The sequence below is a fragment of the gamma proteobacterium SS-5 genome (assembly GCA_009497875.2).
Taxonomy (GTDB): Bacteria; Pseudomonadota; Gammaproteobacteria; order Chromatiales; family Chromatiaceae; genus Magnetovirga; species Magnetovirga frankeli.
In genome coordinates, this window is the sequence record CP032508.2 from 660,414 (window position 1) to 680,790 (window position 20,377).

14 protein-coding genes are annotated in these 20,377 nt (G+C 65.7%); 3 read left to right on the plus strand and 11 right to left on the minus strand.

All coding sequences use genetic code 11. The annotated features are described in order from the left end of the window. Position 1: 1 nt before the first annotated feature. From D5125_08295 to D5125_08345, 11 genes are all read right to left on the minus strand, one after another. Positions 2–754: an ABC transporter permease subunit gene (locus D5125_08295; protein QFY89486.1), complete on the minus strand. Its 753-nt coding sequence runs from the start codon at positions 752–754 to the stop codon at positions 2–4. Then, a complete protein-coding gene (locus D5125_08300; GenBank protein ID QFY89487.1) occupies positions 751–1,668 on the minus strand; it encodes an ATP-binding cassette domain-containing protein in 918 nt (305 codons plus the stop codon). Before D5125_08300 ends, D5125_08295 begins: the two co-directional genes overlap by 4 nt. 126 nt (positions 1,669–1,794) lie before the next feature. Next, entirely contained in the window at positions 1,795–3,126 is a 1,332-nt protein-coding gene (locus D5125_08305) for an SEC-C domain-containing protein (protein ID QFY91097.1), read from the minus strand. Between the two features lie 50 nt (positions 3,127–3,176). Further along, the gene (locus D5125_08310; GenBank protein ID QFY89488.1) at positions 3,177–4,649 is read right to left on the minus strand and encodes a DUF853 family protein; all 1,473 of its coding nucleotides are present in this window, start codon (positions 4,647–4,649) and stop codon (positions 3,177–3,179) included. A 29-nt stretch (positions 4,650–4,678) separates the two neighbouring features. Continuing rightward, positions 4,679–5,014, minus strand: coding sequence for a YibE/F family protein (locus D5125_08315; GenBank protein QFY89489.1), 336 nt, complete (start codon positions 5,012–5,014; stop codon positions 4,679–4,681). Then, positions 5,011–7,518, minus strand: coding sequence for a response regulator (locus D5125_08320; protein QFY89490.1), 2,508 nt, complete (start codon positions 7,516–7,518; stop codon positions 5,011–5,013). Before D5125_08320 ends, D5125_08315 begins: the two co-directional genes overlap by 4 nt. Before the next feature lie 86 nt (positions 7,519–7,604). Beyond that, on the minus strand, positions 7,605–12,221 hold the full coding sequence (locus tag D5125_08325) for an Hpt domain-containing protein (GenBank protein QFY89491.1): 4,617 nt from the start codon (positions 12,219–12,221) through the stop codon (positions 7,605–7,607). Between the two features lie 12 nt (positions 12,222–12,233). Beyond that, positions 12,234–14,201 carry a type IV pili methyl-accepting chemotaxis transducer N-terminal domain-containing protein gene (locus D5125_08330; protein ID QFY91098.1) on the minus strand — a complete coding sequence of 656 codons (1,968 nt, stop codon included), beginning with the start codon at positions 14,199–14,201 and terminating at the stop codon, positions 12,234–12,236. 238 nt (positions 14,202–14,439) lie between these two features. Continuing rightward, positions 14,440–14,994, minus strand: coding sequence for a chemotaxis protein CheW (locus D5125_08335; protein ID QFY89492.1), 555 nt, complete (start codon positions 14,992–14,994; stop codon positions 14,440–14,442). A 5-nt stretch (positions 14,995–14,999) separates the two neighbouring features. Then, positions 15,000–15,362: a response regulator gene (locus D5125_08340; protein ID QFY89493.1), complete on the minus strand. Its 363-nt coding sequence runs from the start codon at positions 15,360–15,362 to the stop codon at positions 15,000–15,002. Between the two features lie 13 nt (positions 15,363–15,375). Further along, positions 15,376–15,786, minus strand: a complete 411-nt coding sequence (locus D5125_08345) for a response regulator (GenBank protein QFY89494.1) — start codon at positions 15,784–15,786, stop codon at positions 15,376–15,378. Between the two features lie 226 nt (positions 15,787–16,012). On the opposite strand from D5125_08345, the gene D5125_08350 reads away from it, so the two are divergent. The 3 genes from D5125_08350 to D5125_08360 all read left to right on the plus strand — a co-directional run bounded on the left by D5125_08350 (position 16,013) and on the right by D5125_08360 (position 20,307). Beyond that, positions 16,013–16,600 carry a hypothetical protein gene (locus D5125_08350; GenBank protein QFY89495.1) on the plus strand — a complete coding sequence of 196 codons (588 nt, stop codon included), beginning with the start codon at positions 16,013–16,015 and terminating at the stop codon, positions 16,598–16,600. 297 nt (positions 16,601–16,897) lie between these two features. Then, positions 16,898–17,752, plus strand: coding sequence for a phosphate/phosphite/phosphonate ABC transporter substrate-binding protein (gene phnD / locus D5125_08355; protein QFY89496.1), 855 nt, complete (start codon positions 16,898–16,900; stop codon positions 17,750–17,752). A gap of 11 nt (positions 17,753–17,763) precedes the next feature. Continuing rightward, entirely contained in the window at positions 17,764–20,307 is a 2,544-nt protein-coding gene (locus D5125_08360; protein QFY89497.1) for a PAS domain S-box protein, read from the plus strand. Positions 20,308–20,377: the final 70 nt, after the last annotated feature.

A 20,377-nucleotide genomic window follows, 5' to 3' on the forward strand; every position in this document is an offset into this window, starting at 1 on the left:
CTCAGGCCTCCCGCCGCCGGTTGTCCAGCTGGCGTATGGCCAGCAGCAGGAAGGCCAGGATCACCAGGCCGTAATAGGCCAGGTCCTGGCTTTGCACCAGGCCCTTGCCGAGGGCGACAAAGTGGCTCTGCAGGGACAGCCAGTGGAATAGGGCGCTGGCCTCGCCACCGCCCTCGGCGGCCAGGTTGATGATCCAGAAGAACAGCAGCACGCCGTAGCTGGCCACCGCCGCCACCGCCGGTTGGCTGGTGAGGCTGGACAGCCAGAGCACTATGGCGCAGAAGGCCGCCACCATCAGCGTCAAGCCCAGAAAGGCGGCGGCCAGCTTGCCCCAGTCCAGGTTACCGCCAAGGGCCAGGGACAGGGGCATGAGCAGGCACAGTAGCAGGGCGATGGCGAGAAAGCCCAGCAGCCCCAGGTACTTGCCCAGGGCGATCTGGGTCATGGAAACAGGCGCGGAGAGCAGCAGGCTGAAGGTGCCGTTGCGGAACTCGTCGCTGAACAGGCGCATGGCCAGCAGGGGCATGAACAGCAGGATCAGACTGCCGGCTGAGCCGAGGATGGGCGCGGCCACCAGGTCGGTCAGCCCAGGCGCGCCCTCCAGCCCCGCCAGGCGCGGCTGAATCTGCACGAACTGCTCCAGCTGCACCAGAAAGATCCAGGCCAGGATCAGCTGCAACACCCCGAGCAGGCTCCAGGCCAGGGGTGAGAGGAACAACAGGCGCAGTTCCTTGGCGGCGATGACGCGGATCATGCGGCCTCCCCGGTGGTCAGTTGGACGAAGATCTGCTCCAGGCTGCGCCGCTGCGGCTCCAGCGCCAGCAGGCCCCAGCCCCTCGCCACCAGCTGCGCGGCCAGCTCGGCGATATCCGCCGTTGCCTCCAGGCCCAGCTGCCAGTGTCCATCGGGAAGCCGCTGTGCCGTGCGGACCCCGGCCAGGGTCAGCAGCTGCCCCTCTGGCGGATCCTGGCGCAGGCGGATGCGCAGGCCCTCCACCGCCGTCTGGGCCTGGCTGAGGCGGTCGCTGTACAGGGTGCGGCCCTGGTGGATGATCTGCACCCGGTTACACAGGCTCTGCACCTCGGGCAGTATGTGGGTGGAGAGGATCACGCTGTGGGCCTCGCCCAGCTCGCGGATCAGGGCGCGGATCTCGCGGATCTGATTAGGGTCCAGGCCGACGGTGGGCTCGTCCAGCACCACCACCAGGGGGTCGTGGATGATGGCCTGGGCAATGCCCACCCGCTGCTGATAGCCCTTGGACAGGTTGCCGATCAGCCGCCGCCCCACATCCCTCAGGCCGCAGCGCTGCTTGGCCCGCTCCACCGCAGCGGCGCAGGCGGCCTTGGGGATGGCATTGATGCGGGCGGCAAAGGCTAGGTATTCGTCCACCGTCATCTCCCGATACAGCGGCGGGGTCTCCGGCAGGTAGCCGAGGTTGCGTTTGGCTTGCAGGGGTTGTTCCAGCAGGTCGATGCCGTCGATCAGCACGCGCCCGCCATGGGGCGCCAGGTTGCCGGTGAGCATGCGCATAGAGGTGGATTTGCCCGCCCCGTTGGGGCCGAGAAAGCCCAGGATATCGCCCCGGCACAGCTCAATATCCAGCCCGGCAACGGCCAGGTGGCTGCCGTAGCGGCGTTCCAGTTGGGTGGCGTGGATCAGGCTTTGCATGATGGTCGATTGGAAGGGATTTTTATCCCTGAGTTCCCAGATATCGGGCTGTTTGAATCGCGGGCAAGCCCGCTCCCACCAGCAAGCCCACTCCCACCAGCAGGCCCGCTTCCGCCTGTTGGGCCTTTACAGACAGCATTTTTTGTATTTCTTGCCGCTGCCGCAGGGGCAGGGGTCGTTGCGGCCTACCTTGGGTTTGGTGATGGCCTGTTCCATGTGCGCTACCAGCCTTTCTCCGGTGAAGTGCTGATAGATGATCTCGGCCGCTGAATCTATGGAACTGAGCACTTGTTCGGCGTCCTCGTAGGGGATCTGCTCGGGTCCTGGGGCCTGCTCTGCCCAGAACAGGGCCATGGGTTGGCTGTGGAGGCGGAGTATCTCGGCATTGCTTGGGTCGAGTTCGGGCCAGATCTCCAGGCCCTTTTTGTAGCCCCGGCACCAGACCCTGGGTACCCCCCAGGGGTCTTGGTCCAGGTGCCCCTCGTAGAGGGCCTCGTCGATGCCGATGCGGTCCATGCCGGGTTCAACCCAATCGTAGAGGAAGAGCGCCAGCTCCACCAGTTTGCGCAGATCATCCTTGTCCATGCCCGTGGGGTACTGCCCCGGTGCACCCCAGAGCATGTATATCCATGCCTGGGGGGCGAAAAAACAGGGGGCCGAGCGGATGGCGTAGAGAAAGCCTTGCAGCTCCAGCAGGCTGTTGATCGCCTGGGGGCTGTCGAACTGCTCCAGATAGCCGCGTATCTCCATCAGCTCTTCCCAGGGCAGGTCATCGTCCGCGTCGATCAGTTCGTCGGCAAAGTCCGGGTAGGGGCTTTCACGCCATTGGCGCACCCCCATTTCGATCTCCACCTGCTCCAGGTCACCGCAGAATTCGTAGTTGACCGCTCCCTCCTGGAAGCGGCGGGTAATGACTCCCAAGGCATCAACCGCGCCCAGTTCAGCCAGGGAGGCCACTACATGGCTGTTGAACAGGGGGTCGCTGGCCTGGCTGGAGTCCAGGTAGTTGGTCAGCTGCCGCACCACCCGTGGGTACAGGTCTGACTGATGACGGCCCAACATGGCCAGGGTGGTCACCGCAATCGTCCTTTGTATCATCTGTTTCGGGTCTTCCTTCCAGAGCAGGTGCAGCAGGTGCTCTATCAGGGGTTCGCCGAACAGGGTCAGGCCTTCGATCATGAAGTCTTCAAACAGCCAGGTATCCAGGTAGGCATCCAGGTGCTCCAGCAGGGGCGGGATGGATTCGGGGCAGCCCAGCCGCGCGAGCACGAACAGGGCATGGGCCGGTGCCAGGTCTTCGTCCCCTTGCGCGGTCAGCTCCCCGGCCTGGCTTACCAGGTCGAGCAGGTCAGGCACATCGGCGCAGCTGAAGCCGTAGGCCTGATAGTCGATCTCGGTCGAGGGTCTTGCTTTCTCGCCAAGTTCAAGCAGGGCCCGGATCTTGCCGGATATCGTCATCTTGTTGCCTTTTCTCTAGGTGGCTGTGGCCTGCGGGCGGACGCCACGGCCTAACGCAGGATGGAGCCGAGGATACCGCGCACTATCTTGTTGCCGATCTGGCGGCCGATGCTGCTGGACAGGGAGCGGACCAGGCTCTTGCCGATGGCCTCGCCAAAGCCCTGTCGGCTGGGGGCGCGGCGGCCCTGGCCCGGTTCGGCGGCGCTCTGGGCGTCGCGTTGGGCGGCGGCCTGGGCCTCATGCTCGGCCCGTTGCATGAGGATCTCGTGGGCCGATTCACGGTCTATGTCCTGATCGTAACGGCCCTTCAGCGGTGAGCGTTCCAGGGTCTGCGCCCGCTCCGCCGGGGTCAGGGGGCCGATGCGCGATTCCGGTGGCCGTACCAGTATGCGCTGCACCTGGCTGGGCGCGCCCTGCTCGTCCAGTACCGAGACCAGGGCCTCGCCGGTGGCCAGTTCGGTGATCACCTGTTCGCTGTCCAGCTCGGGGTTGGGGCGGAAGGTCTCGGCCACGCTGCGCACCGCCTTGCGGTCACGCGGGGTGAAGGCGCGCAGGGCGTGTTGCACCCGCGCACCGAGCTGACCGAGGATATCGGCCGGCACATCCAGCGGGCTCTGACTGATGAAGAATATCCCCACGCCCTTGGAGCGGATCAGCCGCACCGCTTGTTCGACCTTGTCCAGCAGGGCGCGCGGGGCGCGGTCGAACAGCAGATGGGCCTCATCGAAGAACAGCACCAGCCTGGGCTTGTCCGGGTCGCCCACCTCGGGCAGGGTCTCGAACAGCTCGGACAACAGCCAGAGCAGGTAGGTGGCGTAGAGCCGGGGGGATTTGTTCATCAGGTCGGTGACATCCAGCACGCTGATAACGCCGCGGCCGGAGAAGTCGGTGATCATCAAGTCGTTGATGTTCAGCGCCGGTTCGCCAAAAAACTGTTCCGCCCCCTGTTCCTCCAGCACCAGCAGGCGGCGTTGGATGGCCCCCACGCTGGCCCGGCTGATGTTGCCGTACTGGCTGCTCAGGCTGCGGGCGTTCTCGCTCAGCCAGTTGAGCATGCTGCGCAGGTCCTTGAGGTCCAGCAGCAACATGCCGTGGTCATCGGCCAGGGCAAAGGCGCTGTAGAGCACCCCGGTCTGGGTGTCGTTCAGCTCCAGCAGGCTGGACAGCAGCAGCGGGCCCATGTCGGAGATGGTGGTGCGCACCGGGTGGCCGAGACGGCGGAACAGGTCCCAGAACAGCACCGGACTGGGCTGGTTGCGATAGTCCGCGATGCCGATCCGATCCAGCCGCTGCTGGATGCGCTCGTTCATGCCGCCGGCGCTGGCCAGGCCGGACAGGTCGCCCTTCACGTCGGCCATGAACACGGGTACGCCGATGCGCGAGAAGCCCTCTGCCAGCACCTGCAGGGTGACCGTCTTGCCGGTGCCGGTGGCCCCGGCGATCATGCCGTGACGATTGGCGGTGGCGGCCGACAGGGATACCTGTTGGCGGCCGTTACCGCCGATAAGAATCTCTTGTTTCAACCTACTATTCCTCAGTTAAGTCACCTGACTCAGCCAACAATCGGACCTGGATTGAGATGCAGGAAGTGCAGGTAGGACCAGGCCACCAACAGGGCCAGGGCTATGCCGAGCAGGCCCTGCAGTATGGTCATGCCCTCGGCCCGTTTCCAGCCGCGCACCACCCAGTAGGCCTGCAGGCCGGCAAAACCGGCGCAACCGGCGGCCACCAGGATCAGGTCCTTGTTTTCGATCTTCACCGGCAGCATGAAGATGACGAAGAACAGGAAGGCGATGGTCAGGGGTGCCAGGGACATGAACCATTTTTCCATCTCCTTGTCGTCGCGGTACTCGCCAAACATCTTCTCCAGCCGTTCGGTCAATTTCATGCCTTTTCTCCTCTGTTGTTGTGTTCTCTGAGTAGGACCTTGTTGCGCTTTTCCCGCAGCAGCTTGCGGATGCTGGCCATGAGTTCCGCCTCCTGGAAGGGCTTGCCCAGGTAGAGGTTCACCCCCAGGTCCATGGCGTGCTGGCGGTGTTTGTCGCCGGAGCGCGAGGTGATCATGATAATGGGTATGTCGCGGTATTCCTCGGCGTGGCGCAGGTGGCGGGTCAGCTCGTAGCCGTCCATGCGCGGCATCTCTATATCCAGCAGGAAGATGTCCGGCAGCGCTTCTTGCAGCAGGGCCACGGCGTCCACCCCGTCCTTGGCGGTAACCACCCGCATAGCGTGGCGGCTGAGCAGGCGGCTGGTGACCTTGCGCACGGTGATGGAGTCGTCCACCACCATGACCAGGGGCTCGTCCTTCTTCTCCGGCGCGGCGGGCACCGGCTCGTCGAAGCTGACATCGGGCAGTTCGCCGTGCTTGAGCACCTTGAACTGGCTGCCGCTGCGGCTGGACAGACGCACCAGGGTGGAGACATCCAGGATCAGCGCCACCCGGCCGTCGGCCAGGATGGTGCCGCCGGTGATCCAGCGCACCGTGGCCAGCTGCGGGCCGACGGTCTTGACCACGATCTGGCGGCTGCCGAGCATGCGGTCCACCTGGATGGCGACACGCTGCTCGCCGTGGCGTACCAGCAGCATGGGGTACCATTTGCGCTGTTCCGGGAAGAAGTCGCCGAGGGGATCGACAAAGCCGAGCATGTCCGCCAGATAGCGCACCCGGTAGATGCGTCCGGCGTATTCCACCCCTTCCTGGAGGCCGTCATAGCAGGCCTTGAGCTGCTCCCTGGGCATGCGGATGACCCCCTCGACGCTGGTGTGGGGCACGGCGAAGGTGTCCTCGCCCACGGCCACCAGCAGGGTCTCGGTAAGGGATAGGGTGGAGGGCAGGCGAATATCAAAGCGCGTGCCTTGGCCGCTCTTGGAGCGGATATCCAGCACACCGCCGAGCTGTTTGACCTCGCTCACCACCACGTCCATGCCCACCCCCCGGCCGGAGATCTGGGTCACCTGGCTGGCGGTGGAGAAGCCCGGTTCCAGCAGGAACTGGATCAGCTCGTCGTCGGACAGCTCCATCTGTTCGGTCATCAGGCCCCGGTCCAGGGCCTTTTTGCGCACCGCCTTGAGGTTCACCCCAGCGCCGTCGTCCTGCACCCGGATCAGCATGTCCTTGCCCTCGCGCAGCAGGGACATCTGGATGCGGCCGCGCTCATTCTTGCCCGCCGCCTGGCGCTGGGCCGGTTCCTCGATGCCGTGGGAGCAGGCGTTACGCAGTATGTGCTCCAGCGGGGCGACGATGCGGTCCAGGATGCTGCGGTCCACGTCACCACCGGCACCGCTGACCACCAGCTCGGCCTGCTTGCCCAGGGTCTGGGCGGTCTGACGCACCAGGCGTTGCAGCCGGGGCACCACCTGGGAGAAGGACACCATGCGCGTGCGCAGCAGGGCATCCTGCAGGTCGTTGTTGACCCGGGACTGCTGCAGCAGCAGGCTCTCACTGACCCGGTTGGCGTCGTTTATCGCCTCGTTGACGTTGACCAGGTCGTCCACCGTCTCGGCGATGCCCCGGGCGATCTGCTGCATGGTGGTGAAGCGGTCCATCTCCAGCGGGTCGAAGGCGTCGCTCATGCTGGCACCCTCTTCCCGGGCGCGCTCGTAGCGGAACTGGATCTGCGCCTCGGTCTCCAGCTCCAGGCGGCGCAGCTGACCGCGCAGGCGCAGGGCGGTCTGCTCCAGCTCCTCCAGATTGAAGCCGATCTGCCCGGACTGCTGTTCGATACGGGCGCGGAAGATACTGATCTCGCCAGAGTTATTGATCATCTGATCGAGCCGGTCGGCGCGTACCCGCACCATCTCCTGCTTGCTCAGGGTCTTGCTGCTCGGCCGGTTGTGGGCCCTTGGCGCGGCGCTCGGGCCAGGTACCGCCGTCGGTACCGGTGCCGATTTCGCCGCAGGGCCGGATGGGGCCGATGCCGGGGCCTTGGCTGGCGCGGCCCGGGTCGGCGCGGGCAGGGTCTCGCTGGCCGACCAGTCGCCCTGCTGGGCCCGCTCCAGGGCCTGCAACAGCGGCCCACTGGAGGGCAGCTTGCCGCATTCGGCGAGGGATTCGATCTGCGCCAGCAGGTGATCGGCCACGCGCCGGGTCAGGGTCAGCACCGGCTCGGTCACGCCGATATTGCCCTGGATGATGGCCATGAACAGGGACTCATAGGCATGGCTCAGATCGCCCATCTGCATCACCCCGGCCAGGCGTGCGCCCCCCTTGAGGGTATGCAGCACCCGCTTCAGCGGTTCCAGGGCGGTCTTGTCCTGGGGGTTCTGTTGCCAGGATTGCAGGGCACGGTCCATCTCCTCGCCCAGCTCCTGGGCCTCTTCCAGGAAGATGCCCAACAACTCGGCATCCTCACTGGCCACCTCCTCCAACAAAGGCTCCCTGTCCCCTGTCATCTGCCTCCCATCCTCTGTCCTCTGTCCCCTGTCCTCTGTCTTCTGACCTCTGTCCTCTGTCCTCTGATCAGGGCCTCCCTGCCCATTCAGCGCTCCCCCCTCTGGGCCACCTCCAGCGCCTCGATCAAGCGTTGGCTGGAAGGCACCTTGCCGGTGGTGGCCAGGGCATCGATCTGCGCCAGCAGGTGGTCGCCCACCTGGCGGATCAGGCCCAACAGGGGGTCGTCCACCGGCAGACGGCCCTGCTCTATGGCCATGAACAGGGATTCGTAGGCATGGCTCAGATCACCGATCTGTATCACCCCGGCCAGGCGCGAGGCCCCCTTGAGGGTGTGCAGCAGGCGCTTGAGCTGGTTCAGGGAGTCGCTGTCCTGCTGGGCCTGCCAGCCCTGCAGGGCGGCATCCATGCCCTCGCCCAGCTCCTGCGCCTCCTCCAGGAAGATCTCCAGCAGCTCGGGGTCACTGCCCTCGACATCCTCCAGCAGGTCCAGATCATTTGCCGCCGTTGCCCCTCGATCGCTCTGGGGCACGCTGGCCAGGGCATCCAGACCGGAGTCCTCGTCCAGGCGCAGGTCCGAGTCGCTCAGCTCCTGCTCCAGGCCCAGGCGCTGCTCCAGAGACTTGACCGGCTCCTCGGCGGCGTCCGGGTCCAGCTCGTCCAGGCTGTTGCCCATGGCCTCCAGGAAGGGGTCTTCCATGGGCTCATCATCGTCTTCCTCCTCGACCTGGGGCACGGCCGCCCGCGCCGCCTCGAAGAAGGGGTCTTCGCTGATGGATTCATCTTCGTCCTCGGCCCCTGGCCGTGCCTGTGTGGTCACCTCTGGCCCTGGCGCTGCGGCGGGCTCGGCTTCGGGCTCAGGCTGAGGCTGAGGCTGAGGCGTAAGTTCAGGTTCAGGCTGAGGCCCAGGTTTGGCTCGGGGCGTTGGCGGGGCCGGGAGGTCATCCGGCTCCAGGCGCGAGTCGGCAAACAGGGTGCTCATGCCCTGGGTGGCCTCGGCCTCCAGGCGCACCAGCTTGGCCTGCACGTCGTCCAGGTGGCCATGCCAGTCGGGCAGCTGGGCACCCTGGGCATTGATCACATCGAGGATGGCGCGCACCATTTCGGCCGTGGTCACCAGCAGGTCGGCCTCCTCCTCGCGCACCGGGATGGCGTAGCCCTGCATGATCTCGAAATAGCGCTCGCTGGCCTTGGCGATGCGGGCGATGGGGCCGCATTCGGCCATGTGGGCGCTGCCCGCCAGGGTGTGCAGGGCGCGCAGCAATTCGTTGCTGACCGCGCAGCCCGCCTCTACGTCACAGGCCTGCAGGAAGGCCTCGATGCAGTCGATGTGCTCCCGCGCCTCGGCCTCGAATATCTCCTTCAGCGTGGCATCCATCTGCAAGGGGGAGGGGGGGCTGTCTTCCAGCGCCTGATCCAGATCAGTCAGCAGGCTGGTGTCCAGGTTGATCTCCGGGCCGGGCCCCTCGTCCTCGTCCCGGTCCGCCCCCAGGGGTTGTTCCGGCACCTCTTCTTCCTCGGCCAGGGCCAGGGTCTCGTCCATGGCGATGGGCGCTTCCGCCTCTTCTTCTGTCGGCCGGGGCTCGGCCTCGGCCAGTGCCTGGGTCTCGTCGAACCCGGCCAGGTCCAGCCCTGCGCCCTCCAGGGCGCGCCCCTCGGCCAGGGCGAAGGCGCGTTGCATCAGCGCCTGATAGCCCGCCGGGGCCTTGCCCCGGTCGCGCTCGGCCTCGATCAGGGCGGGCAGTAGTTCCAGCACCTCGGCCATCAGGCCGGTGAGATCGGCATTGGCCTCCAGCCGACCCTCCAGCAGCTTGTTGAGCAGGTTCTCCAGCGACCAGGCGAATTCGCCAATGGCCTCCAGACCCACCAGCCGACCACTGCCCTTGAGGGTGTGGAAGGAGCGCCGCACCCGGCCGATGGATTCCTTGTCGGCGGTGTTCTCCAGCCACAGGGGCAGCACCTGCTGGATGACGTCCAGCTCTTCCTCGGCCTCTTCGAAAAAGACCTCGAGGATCTCGCTGTCCGGACCTTCGTCGTCCGCTGCCTCGGCCATGGGTTCGGGCTCCGGTTCCGGTTCGGGTTCAGGTTCGGGCACTGGCATGGCCTGGGGTTGCTCAGGCGCGGTGGCGGCTTCCGGGGCCGATTCCGGGTCGGCCTGGATCTGACGCAGCCGCTGTTCGGCCTGCTCGGCGAGCTGGGCGAAGGCGGGGTCCATGGCCTGCCCAGGGGCCAGCGCCGCCCGGTAGTGTTGCAGGGCGGTCATGAGTTCTTTCAAGGCGGCCTGTTGCTGGGCATTTGCCGGGGCCGGTTGTGTGGCTTCGGGCTCGGGCTCGGGCTCGTCCCAAGCCAGCTCGACGGCCTCTGTTGCGGCTGCCGCCTGTGGGCTGAGCGGGGCCTGTTCCTGTTCATCCGCCATGGCATCGGCCAGGGGCTCCAGGCTGATTTCTTCCTCTTCCTCTGCTGGGTCCAGCTGGGTTTCAGGTTCTGATTCGGGCTCGGGCTCGTCCCAGGCCAGCTCGATGGTCTCTGCGTCAGCCGCCGTTGGCGGGCTGAGCGGGGCCTGTTCCTGTTCATCCGCCATGGCATCGGCCAGGGGCTCCAGGCTGATTTCTTCCTCTTCCTCTGCTGGGTCCAGCTGGGTTTCAGGTTCTGATTCGGGCTCAGGCTCGTCCCAGGCCAGCTCGATGGTCTCTGCGTCAGCCGCCGTTGGCGGGCTGAGCGAAATCTCTTCTTCATCAGCCGCGTCGCTCAACGGCTCCAGGCTGATTTCTTCCTCTTCCACGGCCTGGCTCGACTGGTCCTCGGGCTCAGGCTCGGCCAGGGGGGCCAGCTCGATTTCTTCCTGCCCTTGGCCGCTCCAGGGCTCGGCTTCAGGCTCGGGCTCGGTCTCTGCGGCCAGTTCGGCATCCAGGTCGGGCAGTTCGCCCAGTTCGGGCAATTCTAGCTCGCCTTCGGTGGCATCGGCCAACTGCTGCTCCAGACCGGGTTCGGCCTGGGGCTCAGCCGCAGGTTCTGGTTCTGGCTCGGGTTGGGGCTGGGGCTGGGGCTGGGGCAAGGCATCGTAGATGGCCTGCAGGCGCTGCCGGGCACCCCGCGCAGCGGGCAGGATACGGCCCTCCAGACCCAACCCCTCGGCGATGGACTCCATGTAGAACTCCACCGCCGCGACCAGGTCGGCCAGGGCCTGGAGTTCGTCCTGCTGGGGCAGCTCGGCACCCCCCAGGCGGGCCTGGGTATAGTCCTGTACCAGCCGCACCATGGCCGCCAGTTCATCCATCTGCACTATGCTCAGGGCCCCCAGCACGCCGCTGAAGCGGGCCGGGAGATTGTCCGGCAGGCCGTTGCCGGGGCGCTCCAGGTAGAGGCCCAGGCCTTCCTTGATGTGGGACAGCTCCAGGGTGGATTCACGCAGGGTGGCGGCCATCAGGTCGTCCAGGTCCACCCCGGCGCTGTCCGGCTGGGCACCGCCCAAGTGCAGGTTGTCCAGCGCCATTTCGACCTGCACCAGGCCGCCGGCCAGGTCCATCAGCTGGTTTTCGTCCGGCCGCTGGCCAACCTCGATCCAGCCCTGGATCTGCTCCACCTGCTGCTTGAGCAGTTGACTCAGGCCGCCCTGGCCGAGCATGCCTATGGTGTCGGCGAGGCGGTTGATCTGCCCCTGGATGCCATTCAGGTCGGTATCCTCGGCCCCCTTGCCGTAGCGGTTGAAGGCGTCCTTGATGGCCTGCAGGTCGTCCTTCACCGCAGCGCTGATGGATTCGATCAGTTCCTGGTTGAGGCCGCCGACGCTGCCGCCCTCATCGGCCTGGCCCAGTGGTTCCAGGCCGAAGCGCTCGCGCACCTGCAGCACCCTGGGGTCCTGGCTGCGGGATTGCACCACATAGTAGAGCAGGGTCTTGAACAGCTCGGGCTCGGGGTCGTCGATGAAGGCCTGCTCGCCGCCGGCGATGATCTGCTTGATCTCGCGGTCGATCTTGGCCAGCAGCTTTTTCAGCGCGGCGCCGCCCTCCAGCTCATCGTTGGCCAGGGAGACGCAGACCGCGCCCAGGGCCTGGAAGAAGTATTTGACCTGATCGGTGCCGGCGTATTGGACGAAGCGGTCCACCACCCCCAGCACCAGTTTGATGCCGTCCTTGCTGGCGGGGTTGCGAATCCAGTGCAGCAGGCCCTTGATGTAGCTGTCGCGCAGCTTGGCCGCGATCTTGGGCATGTTGGGGTTGGTCTGGCCGCCGCTGACGTAGTGTTCGGCCAGGCGCTGTTCCACCTCCTGGCCGAACAGGGCCAGGCCGTTGACCAGGGGTTCATCGCGGCACACGCGCAGGTCGTTGACCAGATCGAGCAGGGCCATGGGCGAGTCGGCACCGCCCTGCTGGATGCGATCGAGCCGGTCCGGCAGGCGCACCAGGGCGGTCATCAGTACCTCGGTGGCCTCGTTGACCTTGGTCACGCGGCCCTGCAGCAGGGCCAGGGCCAGCTGTTCCATCTCCTCGGCGAGCAGGGCCACGCCGTACAGCTCGATCATCTTCAGGCTGCCCTGCACCTGGGCCAGGCTGTCGCAGGCGCGCTGCATGGGCTCGGGCTGGTCGGGCTGGGCGGCGAACTCCTCCAGACCGGCCTGGGCCGTCTTGATCAGCTCATCCAGGCTGTCGCGGACCCATCCGAGGCTGCTTTGATTGCCGAGGTTGCGTTGATCGATGTTGTTCATCACTAGGTTCCCCTAAGGTAGGCGGAAGCCGGAGACCGACTGCTGCAGTTCCTGGGCCACATCCACCAGGCCGCCGACGGTGACGGCGGTCTTGCCGGTGCCCTCGGCGCTCTGTTCGGAGATGGTGCGCACCGCGCTCATGCCGTTATTGATTTCGCCCGCCAGGGAGGACTGGATCTGGGCGATCTTGGAGATCTGGTCGGTGCTCTTGGCGAGGAAGTTGGAGACGTTTTCGATCTCGCCCAGGGATTCACCGGCGGCCTCGGCCAGGCTGGCCACCCGCACCACGCCGGAGGTGCTGCTCTCCATCGAGGTGACCGCCTCGCTGGTGTCCGCCTGGATGGTCTTGACCAGGGCCTCGATCTGTTTGGTGGCGTGACCGGAACGCTCGGCCAGGCGCTGCACCTCGTCGGCCACCACGGCGAAGCCACGTCCCGCCTCACCGGCCATGGCCGCCTGCATGGCGGCATTGAGCGCCAGGATGTTGGTCTGGTCGGCGATGTCGTCGATCAGCTCGACGATGTCGCCGATCTCCTGCGAGCTCTCACCCAGGCGCTTGATGCGCTTGGCGGTCTCCTGGATCTGTTCGCGGATCTGGTCCATGCCGTGGATGGTGTTGCGCACCGATTCGCTGCCCTTCATCGATGCATCCACCGCCTTGCGTGCCACCTCGGCGGACTGGGCGGCCTCTTTGGACATGCCATCGGCGGAGGTGGCCATCTGTTCGATGGAGCTGGAGATGTCGGTGATCTGCTCGGCCTGCTGCTTGCTGGCATCGGCCAGCTTCATGGCGTCATCGCGGCTCTCCAGGGCCGAGGTGGAGACCCGGTGCACGGCGCTGTTGATGCCGGTGACCAGGCTGCGCAGGGCCTCGACGGCGTAGTTGACCGAGTCGGCGATGGCCCCGGTGATGTCCTCGGTGACCGTGGCCTCAACGGTCAGGTCACCGTCGGCCAGGTCGCCCATTTCGTCCAGCAGACGCAGGATGGCGCGCTGGTTGCGGTCGTTGACCTCGCTGCTGATGCGCTCCCGTTGGCGGGCATCGCGGATGATGAGCAGCCCGGTGAGGAGCAGGAAGACCACCGCCATGGCCCCCAGCAGGGTGACCAGGGTGGGGCTTAGGGTTACTCCGGCGATGGCCATGCGGCCGTGCTTCTGCCCCAGTTCGCGGATCAGCCGGTTGGCCGCGTCGCTGAGCTGGTCGGCCAGCTGGCCTATCTGGCGGATGCCATCCATGTCCTGCTGTAGTTCCGGGGCCTTCTGCGCGATCGGGGTTACCTTGTCGCGGATCGGCTCGAAGGCCTTGTCGATACGTTCCAGATTGGCCTGCACATCGCGCTCGCGAATACGCGGGATGCGGCGCTCGGCATCGCCCTGGCGCAGGCCCCTGAGCACCTGATCAAAGCGCCGGGCATCGCGGGCAAAGCGGGCGGCGGCATCCTTGCCCGCCTCGCCACCGAGCAGGATCTGCTGTACCCCGGTGCGCATGCGCTCCAGCAACAACAGCAGCTGACCGGTGGCGGTGAGGGCACCGTCCTCGGCCTCGGCCTGTTCCAGCAGGTTCAGGGCCTGTTCCAGGGGGGCCTGCAGCTGGGGGGTGATGGCCTCGATCTCGATGGCGAACTGATACAGCCCGAGCAGGGTGTCCTGTTTCTCCAGCACGCTGTTGGCGGCCTTCTGCAGGGACTGCCAGGCCTGCTCCAGCTGCTCCAGGGCGGCCGCCAGCTCCTGGGGCAGGGGCGGCAGCTGGCCGTCACCCTGCTGCAACAGGCGCAGGGAGGCGGCCAGCTGATCACGCGAGCCTTGCAGGGCGGCAAAGGCCTGGGCGTCGCCGCGCAGGGCGGTCATCGCCTCCTTGGCGATGCGCTGGGCGAGCAGGGCCTGCTGCCCGGCCGCGGTCAGGTATTGCTCGTCCTGGGCGTCCTTTACATCCAGATAACGGTTGGCGGCCAGGGCCGCCAGCAGCAACAGCACCACCATGGCGGCGGGCAGAATGACCAGACCATTGGCGGAGGTGCCGTCACGCCTTCCCTTGGATGACCAGAGCTTCATAGGTGTTTCCCCCTTGGATACCGCCTGGGCGGTGTGTCATTTTCAGCCTTCAGCTTTCAGCTTTCAGCGGTCGGCCTTCAGTTGTAGCCCGGATGGAGTGCAACGGAATCCGGGGTGCCCCACGCCGACCTGGGCCAGGCGTAAGGCCGATCTATGCCCGTCAGGCCTAACGGGCCGCGCTGTGGTAGTCCGGATAGGCATGCAGCCGGGCCAGGCTGAAGATCGGCCACTGTTCGCCGTCAATCCAGGCCGCGCCTTCGATCAAAGGGGCCAGGCCGGGGTCGAGGATCTCCGCCGCCGCCAGTTCGCTGCGCGGAAAGCGCTTGCGCCCGGCCACCCCGGCCACCAGCAGGCCACTACTCACGCCCTCCCGGTTGACCACCAGGATGCGGGTGTGCCGGTCGATGCCCAGGGGCTTGCCGCCCATCAGTTGCTGCAGGTCCATCAGCGGCAGCAGGTTGCCGCGAAAATTCACCACCCCGCGCACCCAGGGCTTGGCACCGGGCACCCGGGTCACCGGCGGTACCTGGATCAGGATCTCGCTGATCTCGTCCATGCTGGCGAGCAATTGCTGGCCGGCCACCTGAAAGGCAAAGCCCTCCCAGTAGAGGGAGCTGTCACGCCCGTCGGGCAGGCCCTTGGTCTCGTTGTGGCTGCGCGCCTCTAGCCTGGCCAGCAGCTGGAGCGGGGTGTCTGCCTGGGATGCCGTCGTTGCCGCCATTGCTGTCAGCCGAGGATGTCCTTGATTTTAGATAATAATTCCGCCTTGTTCACCGGTTTGACCATGTAATCCCGCGCGCCCTGGCGCTTGGCCCAGGTCTTGTCCGTCTCCTGATCCTTGGTGGTGACCATGATGATGGGGATGTCGGCGGTCTGCGGCTGCCTGCTCAGCTTGCGCGTGGCCTGAAAGCCGTTCATGTTGGGCATCACCACGTCCATCAGGATCAGGTCCGGCAGGGTCTCGTTTGCCAGCTTGATGCCCGCCTCGCCATCGTTGGCAGAGCTGACGCTATAGCCCGCGCCCTCCAGCGCCGTGCGCAGTACATACTGCTCGGTGGGCGAGTCGTCGATGATGAGGATGTGCGCCATGCCTGCCCGGCACTCAGGCCTGTGCCTGCCGGGTGAGGGTGCGCACCGTGTCGATCAGTTCGTCCCGGGTGAAGGGCTTGGTCAGGTATTGCTCGGAACCGACGATGCGGCCGCGGGCCCGGTCGAACAGGCCATCCTTGCTGGAGAGCATGACCACCGGGGTCTGCTTGAACAGCGGATTGTTCTTGATCAGGGAGCAGGTCTGGTAACCGTCCAGACGCGGCATCATGATATCGACGAAGATGATGTCGGGCCTTTGCTCGACGATCTTGGCCAGGGCCTCAAAGCCATCTTCGGCGGTGATGACCGCGCAACCGGTCTTCTTCAGCAGGGTCTCCGCCGTGCGGCGGATGGTCTTGCTGTCGTCTATGACCATGATCTTCAATCCGGTAAATTCGGAATCACCTTGTTCTGACACTGTCATCTCCGTTACTGGGTGCGGCTTTGCGCTCAATCTAGGCAATTATGCCCACTTATTCAACTGAAAACTCCGATCGTCGCGCCCAAGGATGCAATCTGCCCAGGATGCCGGGGTCATCACACTCAGGCAAACCGGGTAAAATCGGCCCAATCAGGCCCCACTCCGAGCGGTGCCAGGCTCCTAGCCCCGTGATCGTTACCGGCAACCAGTCGCCATCCAGGATGTAAACATGAACCATACCACCCGCGCCATTGCCGTTGAGGCCGCCCGCCTGCTCACCAGTCAGGCCGAGGCCGACCTGGCCTGCGCCTGCCGCAAGGCGGCCAAGCGGCTTAAGGTCAGCAACCGTCGTCTCTGGCCCGATCACAAGCAACTGGAGCAGGCCCTGCGCGAGCAGCAGGCCCTGTTCGCCGCGCCGCGACAGCATGATGCCCTGTGGCAGCTGCGTCAATCCGCGCTGGAGCTTATGGACCTGCTCGAACCCTTCCGGCCCATGCTCACCGGCCCCGTTCTCAGTGGCCTGGCCGACCGGCACAGCCCGATCGAGCTGCACCTGTTCAGCGATTGCTGCGAGGACATAGCCCTGCACCTGTACGACCTGGGGCTGCGCCCGCAACCGGCCCAGCGCAACTTCCGCTACCCCGACGGCAGCCAGCAGTCAAGACCGCAGTGGCAGCTGGAGACAGGGCAGCAGCGGGCCGAACTCAGCTGCTTCCCCCTGAGCGAACGCCAAGGCCGGGCACCCCTGGAGCCCCTCAGCCGGGAACCCATGCAGCGCCTGAACCGGGCGGCGGCCGAGCGCCGGTTTGAGGCATAAGGCAGGGTGATTGCCTGGCCGTCAAGGCCGCCAGCTACCCGCTGTCAGCCGTTAGCTGGGTGTGGCCGGGATGGAACGCAGCGCTGCCCCGAGCCTGCACACCTGGCCCCACCCCAGGCCTTCAACCCAGGGCGCACAAGGCCAAAAACGCTGCTACACTCTGGGTTATTGCGACAGGGTTACAAGAAAGCTAACCATTCGTCCTCTCTTTCCCTCGGATCGTCAAACCGTCCTGTGGGTTGACGGCCTGGGCAGTTACTACAAAACAATAAAACAAATCTGTGAGGAGTGAGCCTGGTGAGACCCATTGCCCTGGTAGTACTGCTGCACTGCCTGCTCTTTGCCCCCCGCGTCTGGGCGCAACCGCCCCAGCCGCCGTTGGTGCTGGGCTTCATGCCCTATCTGAATGCCGAGCGGCTGGTAGAGAAATACCGTCCCCTGGCCGATTATCTGGCCCGCCAACTGGGCCGCGAGGTACGCATCCGGGTGGCCAGGGACTACGCCGAGCACAACCAGAAGGTCGGCCGGGACCTGCTCGATATCGCCTTTCTCGGCGGCAGTCCCTATGTCGAGGTCAGCGCCGACTACGGCCCCAAACCCCTGCTGGCGCGCTTTGTCTTCGCCGGCAAGCCCAGCTTCCGCTCGGTCATCTTCGTTGCCAGCGACAGCCCGCTGCAAGGGCTTGCCGAGCTGCGTGGCAAGCGCCTGGCCCTGGGCAATATCCACTCCACCCTGAGCAGCCAGGTGCCGGTGTACATGCTGGAGCAGGCCGGGGTGGCGCTGGATGGGCTGAGCGGGCGTGAACACCTGCGCAATCACGAAAACGTCGTGCTGGGGGTGAAATACGGCGATTTCGATGCCGGTGCCGTGGCCGAGGAGGTGTTCGAACAATACCTCAGGCAGGGCGGCATCCGCGCCCTGGCCTATTCCCAGGAGCTGTCCACCCACCTGTTTGTCACCCGCAAGGACCTGCCCCTGCCGACCCAGCTGGCCCTGCGTGAGGCCCTGCTCGGGCTTGCCGAACAGGCCGAGGCGGGCCCCATCCTCAGCGCCATCGACCCCAATCTGAGCGGCTTTGCGCCGGTGAGCGATGCCGATTACGACCCGCATCGGCGGATTCTCGCCCGCGTCCTGCCCCTGTTGGAACCCTGAGGCAGACCCGAATGAGTAATGGCCGCGACTTCACCCGCCAACGCAGCATCTTCATCGCCACCGTCAGCCTGCTCTCGGTCAGTCTGATCGCCCTGGCCAGCATCTACCTGTATTGCAGCCAGGAGCGGCAGCTGATCAGCGCCAAAAAACAGGAGATGGAGACCGAGGCGGAGCTGATCGGCGGCTTTCTGCGCGACTACCTGCTGCGCCACGACTACAGCGAGGCACGCCAGTTGCTGAAGAGCTGGCCGGACACCCATACAGAGGTGGAGCGCCTGCAGGTGGTGCTGGACAACGGCAGCATCTTTTTCTCCTTCAACCGGCACGGCACGGCGGATGTGATGGACGTACAGCGCCAGCTGGATTATGCCGGGCGCAGCCTCAGCGTGCGCCTGGGCCATAGGGTGACGGAGCTGAAGCGTACCCTGTCGCGCCTGGCCTGGGAGCTGTTCGGCCTGGCCCTGTTGATGAGCCTGTTTACCGGCTTGCTGCTTTGGTATGTGCTGTTTCGCTGGGCGATCAAGCCCATGGAGCAGGAGATCAGGGCACGCACCGCCGCCCTGCACGACAGCGAGGAGCGCTTCCGCCGCCTGGCCGAGAACGCCCAGGATATGATCTACCGCATGTCCCTGCCCGAGGGCCGTTATGAATACGTCAGCCCCGCCTGTCGCCGACTGACCGGCTATACGCCGGAGGAGTTGTACGCCCGGCCCCGGTTGGTCGAGCAGGCGCTGCACCCGCAGTGGCGGGATTATTTCGAGCGCGAGTGGCAGGCCCTGTTGCGCGGTGAGATGGCACCCAGCTACGAGTATCAGATCATCCACCGCAATGGCAATCCGCGCTGGCTGCATCAGCGCAATGCCCTGGTGCGCGACGCCCAGGGCAGGCCGCGGGCGATAGAGGCCATAGTCACCGACATCACCGAGCGCAAGATGCTGGTGGATAGCCTGTTCCGCTACAAGCAGATCATCGAAAGCACCCAGGAGGCGATCTTCCTCACCACCCCCGAGGGGCGCATCATCGACGTCAACGAGGCCTTTTGCCGGATCACCGGCTACAGTGCCGCAGAACTGGCCGGGCGGGTCAATTTCCTTGAGTCCGGCGAGCACCCGCCGGGCCTGTTGCAGGACATGCGCCAGCAGCTGCAAGAGACCGGCAGCTGGTCCGGCGAGCTGTGGGATAGGCGCAGGAACGGCGAGGCCTATCCCAAGTGGCTGTCGCTCAGCGCCATCCGCAACGGCGCGGGTGAGACGGTCAGCTATGCCGGCATCTTCACCGATATCAGCGAACGCAAGCGCGCCGAGCAGGAGCTGATCAGCTACCGCCACCACCTGGAGGAGCGGGTGGAGGAGCGCACCGCCGAGATGCGCATGGCGCGCGATGAGGCCGAGCGCGCCAACCGGGCCAAGTCGGACTTTCTGTCCAGCATGAGCCACGAGTTGCGCACCCCGCTCAACGCCATCCTCGGTTTTGCCCAGCTGTTACAGCTGGAGTTTGAGGAGGGCGGCGACCCGCAGCTGAAGCAGAGCGTGAGCGAGATCATCCGCGCCGGTGAACACCTGCTGGGGCTGATCTCCGACCTGCTGGAGCTGACCAAGATCGAGACCGGCAAGGTGTCGGTACAGATCGAGGATCTGGCCCTGCACAGCCTGCTGCAAGAGTGCATCGATCTGCTCGGCGGCCAGCTGGAGGCCAATCAACTGACCCTGGATCGGGGCGATGTCTGTGATCAGCCGCGCTATGTCCGCGCCGACCGGGCGCGGCTCAAGCAGGTGGTGCTGAACCTGCTCTCCAACGCCATCAAATACAACCATCAGGGCGGTTGGGTGCAGCTCTACTGTAGCCCCATGCGGGGTGGGCGTTTGCGCCTGGTGGTGGCCGACTCCGGCAGGGGGATTGCGCTGGAGTCGCAGGGCAAATTGTTCATCCCCTTCGAGCGGCTGGGGGCGGAGCGCTCCACCGTGTTGGGTGCCGGGATCGGCCTGGTGGTGAGCAAGAAGCTGATCGAGCTGATGCAGGGCGAGATCGGTTTTCAGTCCACCCCAGGGCAGGGCAGTACTTTCTGGATCGAGCTGCCCCTGGGGCAGGAGCCGCCAACGCCGCAGCTGCCAGAGCCACCGCCGCAGTCCGATTGCTGCACCAGTGGCAGCGCCTGTTGCTGCCGGGTGCTCTATGTGCAGGACGACCCGGCCGATATCCGGCTGGCGCGGCGTATCCTGGAGCAGCTTGGTTCGGTAGAGCTGGTTACCGCACACACCGGACCCCTTGGCCTGCAACTGGCCAAACAATATCCCTGCCAGCTGATCCTGATCGACATCAATCTGCGCGGCCTGGATGGCCTGGACCTGGTCGGCCAGTTACGCCAACTGCCAGGCTGCGCCCAGGTGCCCATGGTGGCGATCTCCGCCGATGGCCTGCAAGGCGACATCGATCGGACCCTGGCGGCGGGCTTCGATCACTTCGTCACCAAGCCCATCGATCTGCCCTGGTTCAAACAGCTGATTGCCGAGCTGTTGCCCAAGGCCAGCGTGCTGGACCCCCAGGAAGCGGGGTAAGCGCGGCCTGACGGGAAGGCAGCGGCCCGTGCCCGCCGCTGGCACCTACCGCCATGGCTGGTCCCACGGC

Excerpts from the sequence above, each read along its gene's own strand:
- D5125_08295 (QFY89486.1), bottom strand. The coding sequence starts at position 754 with ATGATCCGCGTCATCGCCGCCAAGGAACTGCGCCTGTTGTTCCTCTCA.
- D5125_08300 (QFY89487.1), bottom strand. The coding sequence starts at position 1,668 with ATGCAAAGCCTGATCCACGCCACCCAACTGGAACGCCGCTACGGCAGC.
- D5125_08305 (QFY91097.1), bottom strand. The coding sequence starts at position 3,126 with ATGACGATATCCGGCAAGATCCGGGCCCTGCTTGAACTTGGCGAGAAA.
- D5125_08315 (QFY89489.1), bottom strand. The coding sequence starts at position 5,014 with ATGAAATTGACCGAACGGCTGGAGAAGATGTTTGGCGAGTACCGCGAC.
- D5125_08320 (QFY89490.1), bottom strand. The coding sequence starts at position 7,518 with ATGACAGGGGACAGGGAGCCTTTGTTGGAGGAGGTGGCCAGTGAGGAT.
- D5125_08325 (QFY89491.1), bottom strand. The coding sequence starts at position 12,221 with ATGAACAACATCGATCAACGCAACCTCGGCAATCAAAGCAGCCTCGGA.
- D5125_08330 (QFY91098.1), bottom strand. The coding sequence starts at position 14,201 with ATGGTGGTGCTGTTGCTGCTGGCGGCCCTGGCCGCCAACCGTTATCTG.
- D5125_08335 (QFY89492.1), bottom strand. The coding sequence starts at position 14,994 with ATGGCGGCAACGACGGCATCCCAGGCAGACACCCCGCTCCAGCTGCTG.
- D5125_08340 (QFY89493.1), bottom strand. The coding sequence starts at position 15,362 with ATGGCGCACATCCTCATCATCGACGACTCGCCCACCGAGCAGTATGTA.
- D5125_08345 (QFY89494.1), bottom strand. The coding sequence starts at position 15,786 with ATGACAGTGTCAGAACAAGGTGATTCCGAATTTACCGGATTGAAGATC.
- D5125_08350 (QFY89495.1), top strand. The coding sequence starts at position 16,013 with ATGAACCATACCACCCGCGCCATTGCCGTTGAGGCCGCCCGCCTGCTC.
- D5125_08360 (QFY89497.1), top strand. The coding sequence starts at position 17,764 with ATGAGTAATGGCCGCGACTTCACCCGCCAACGCAGCATCTTCATCGCC.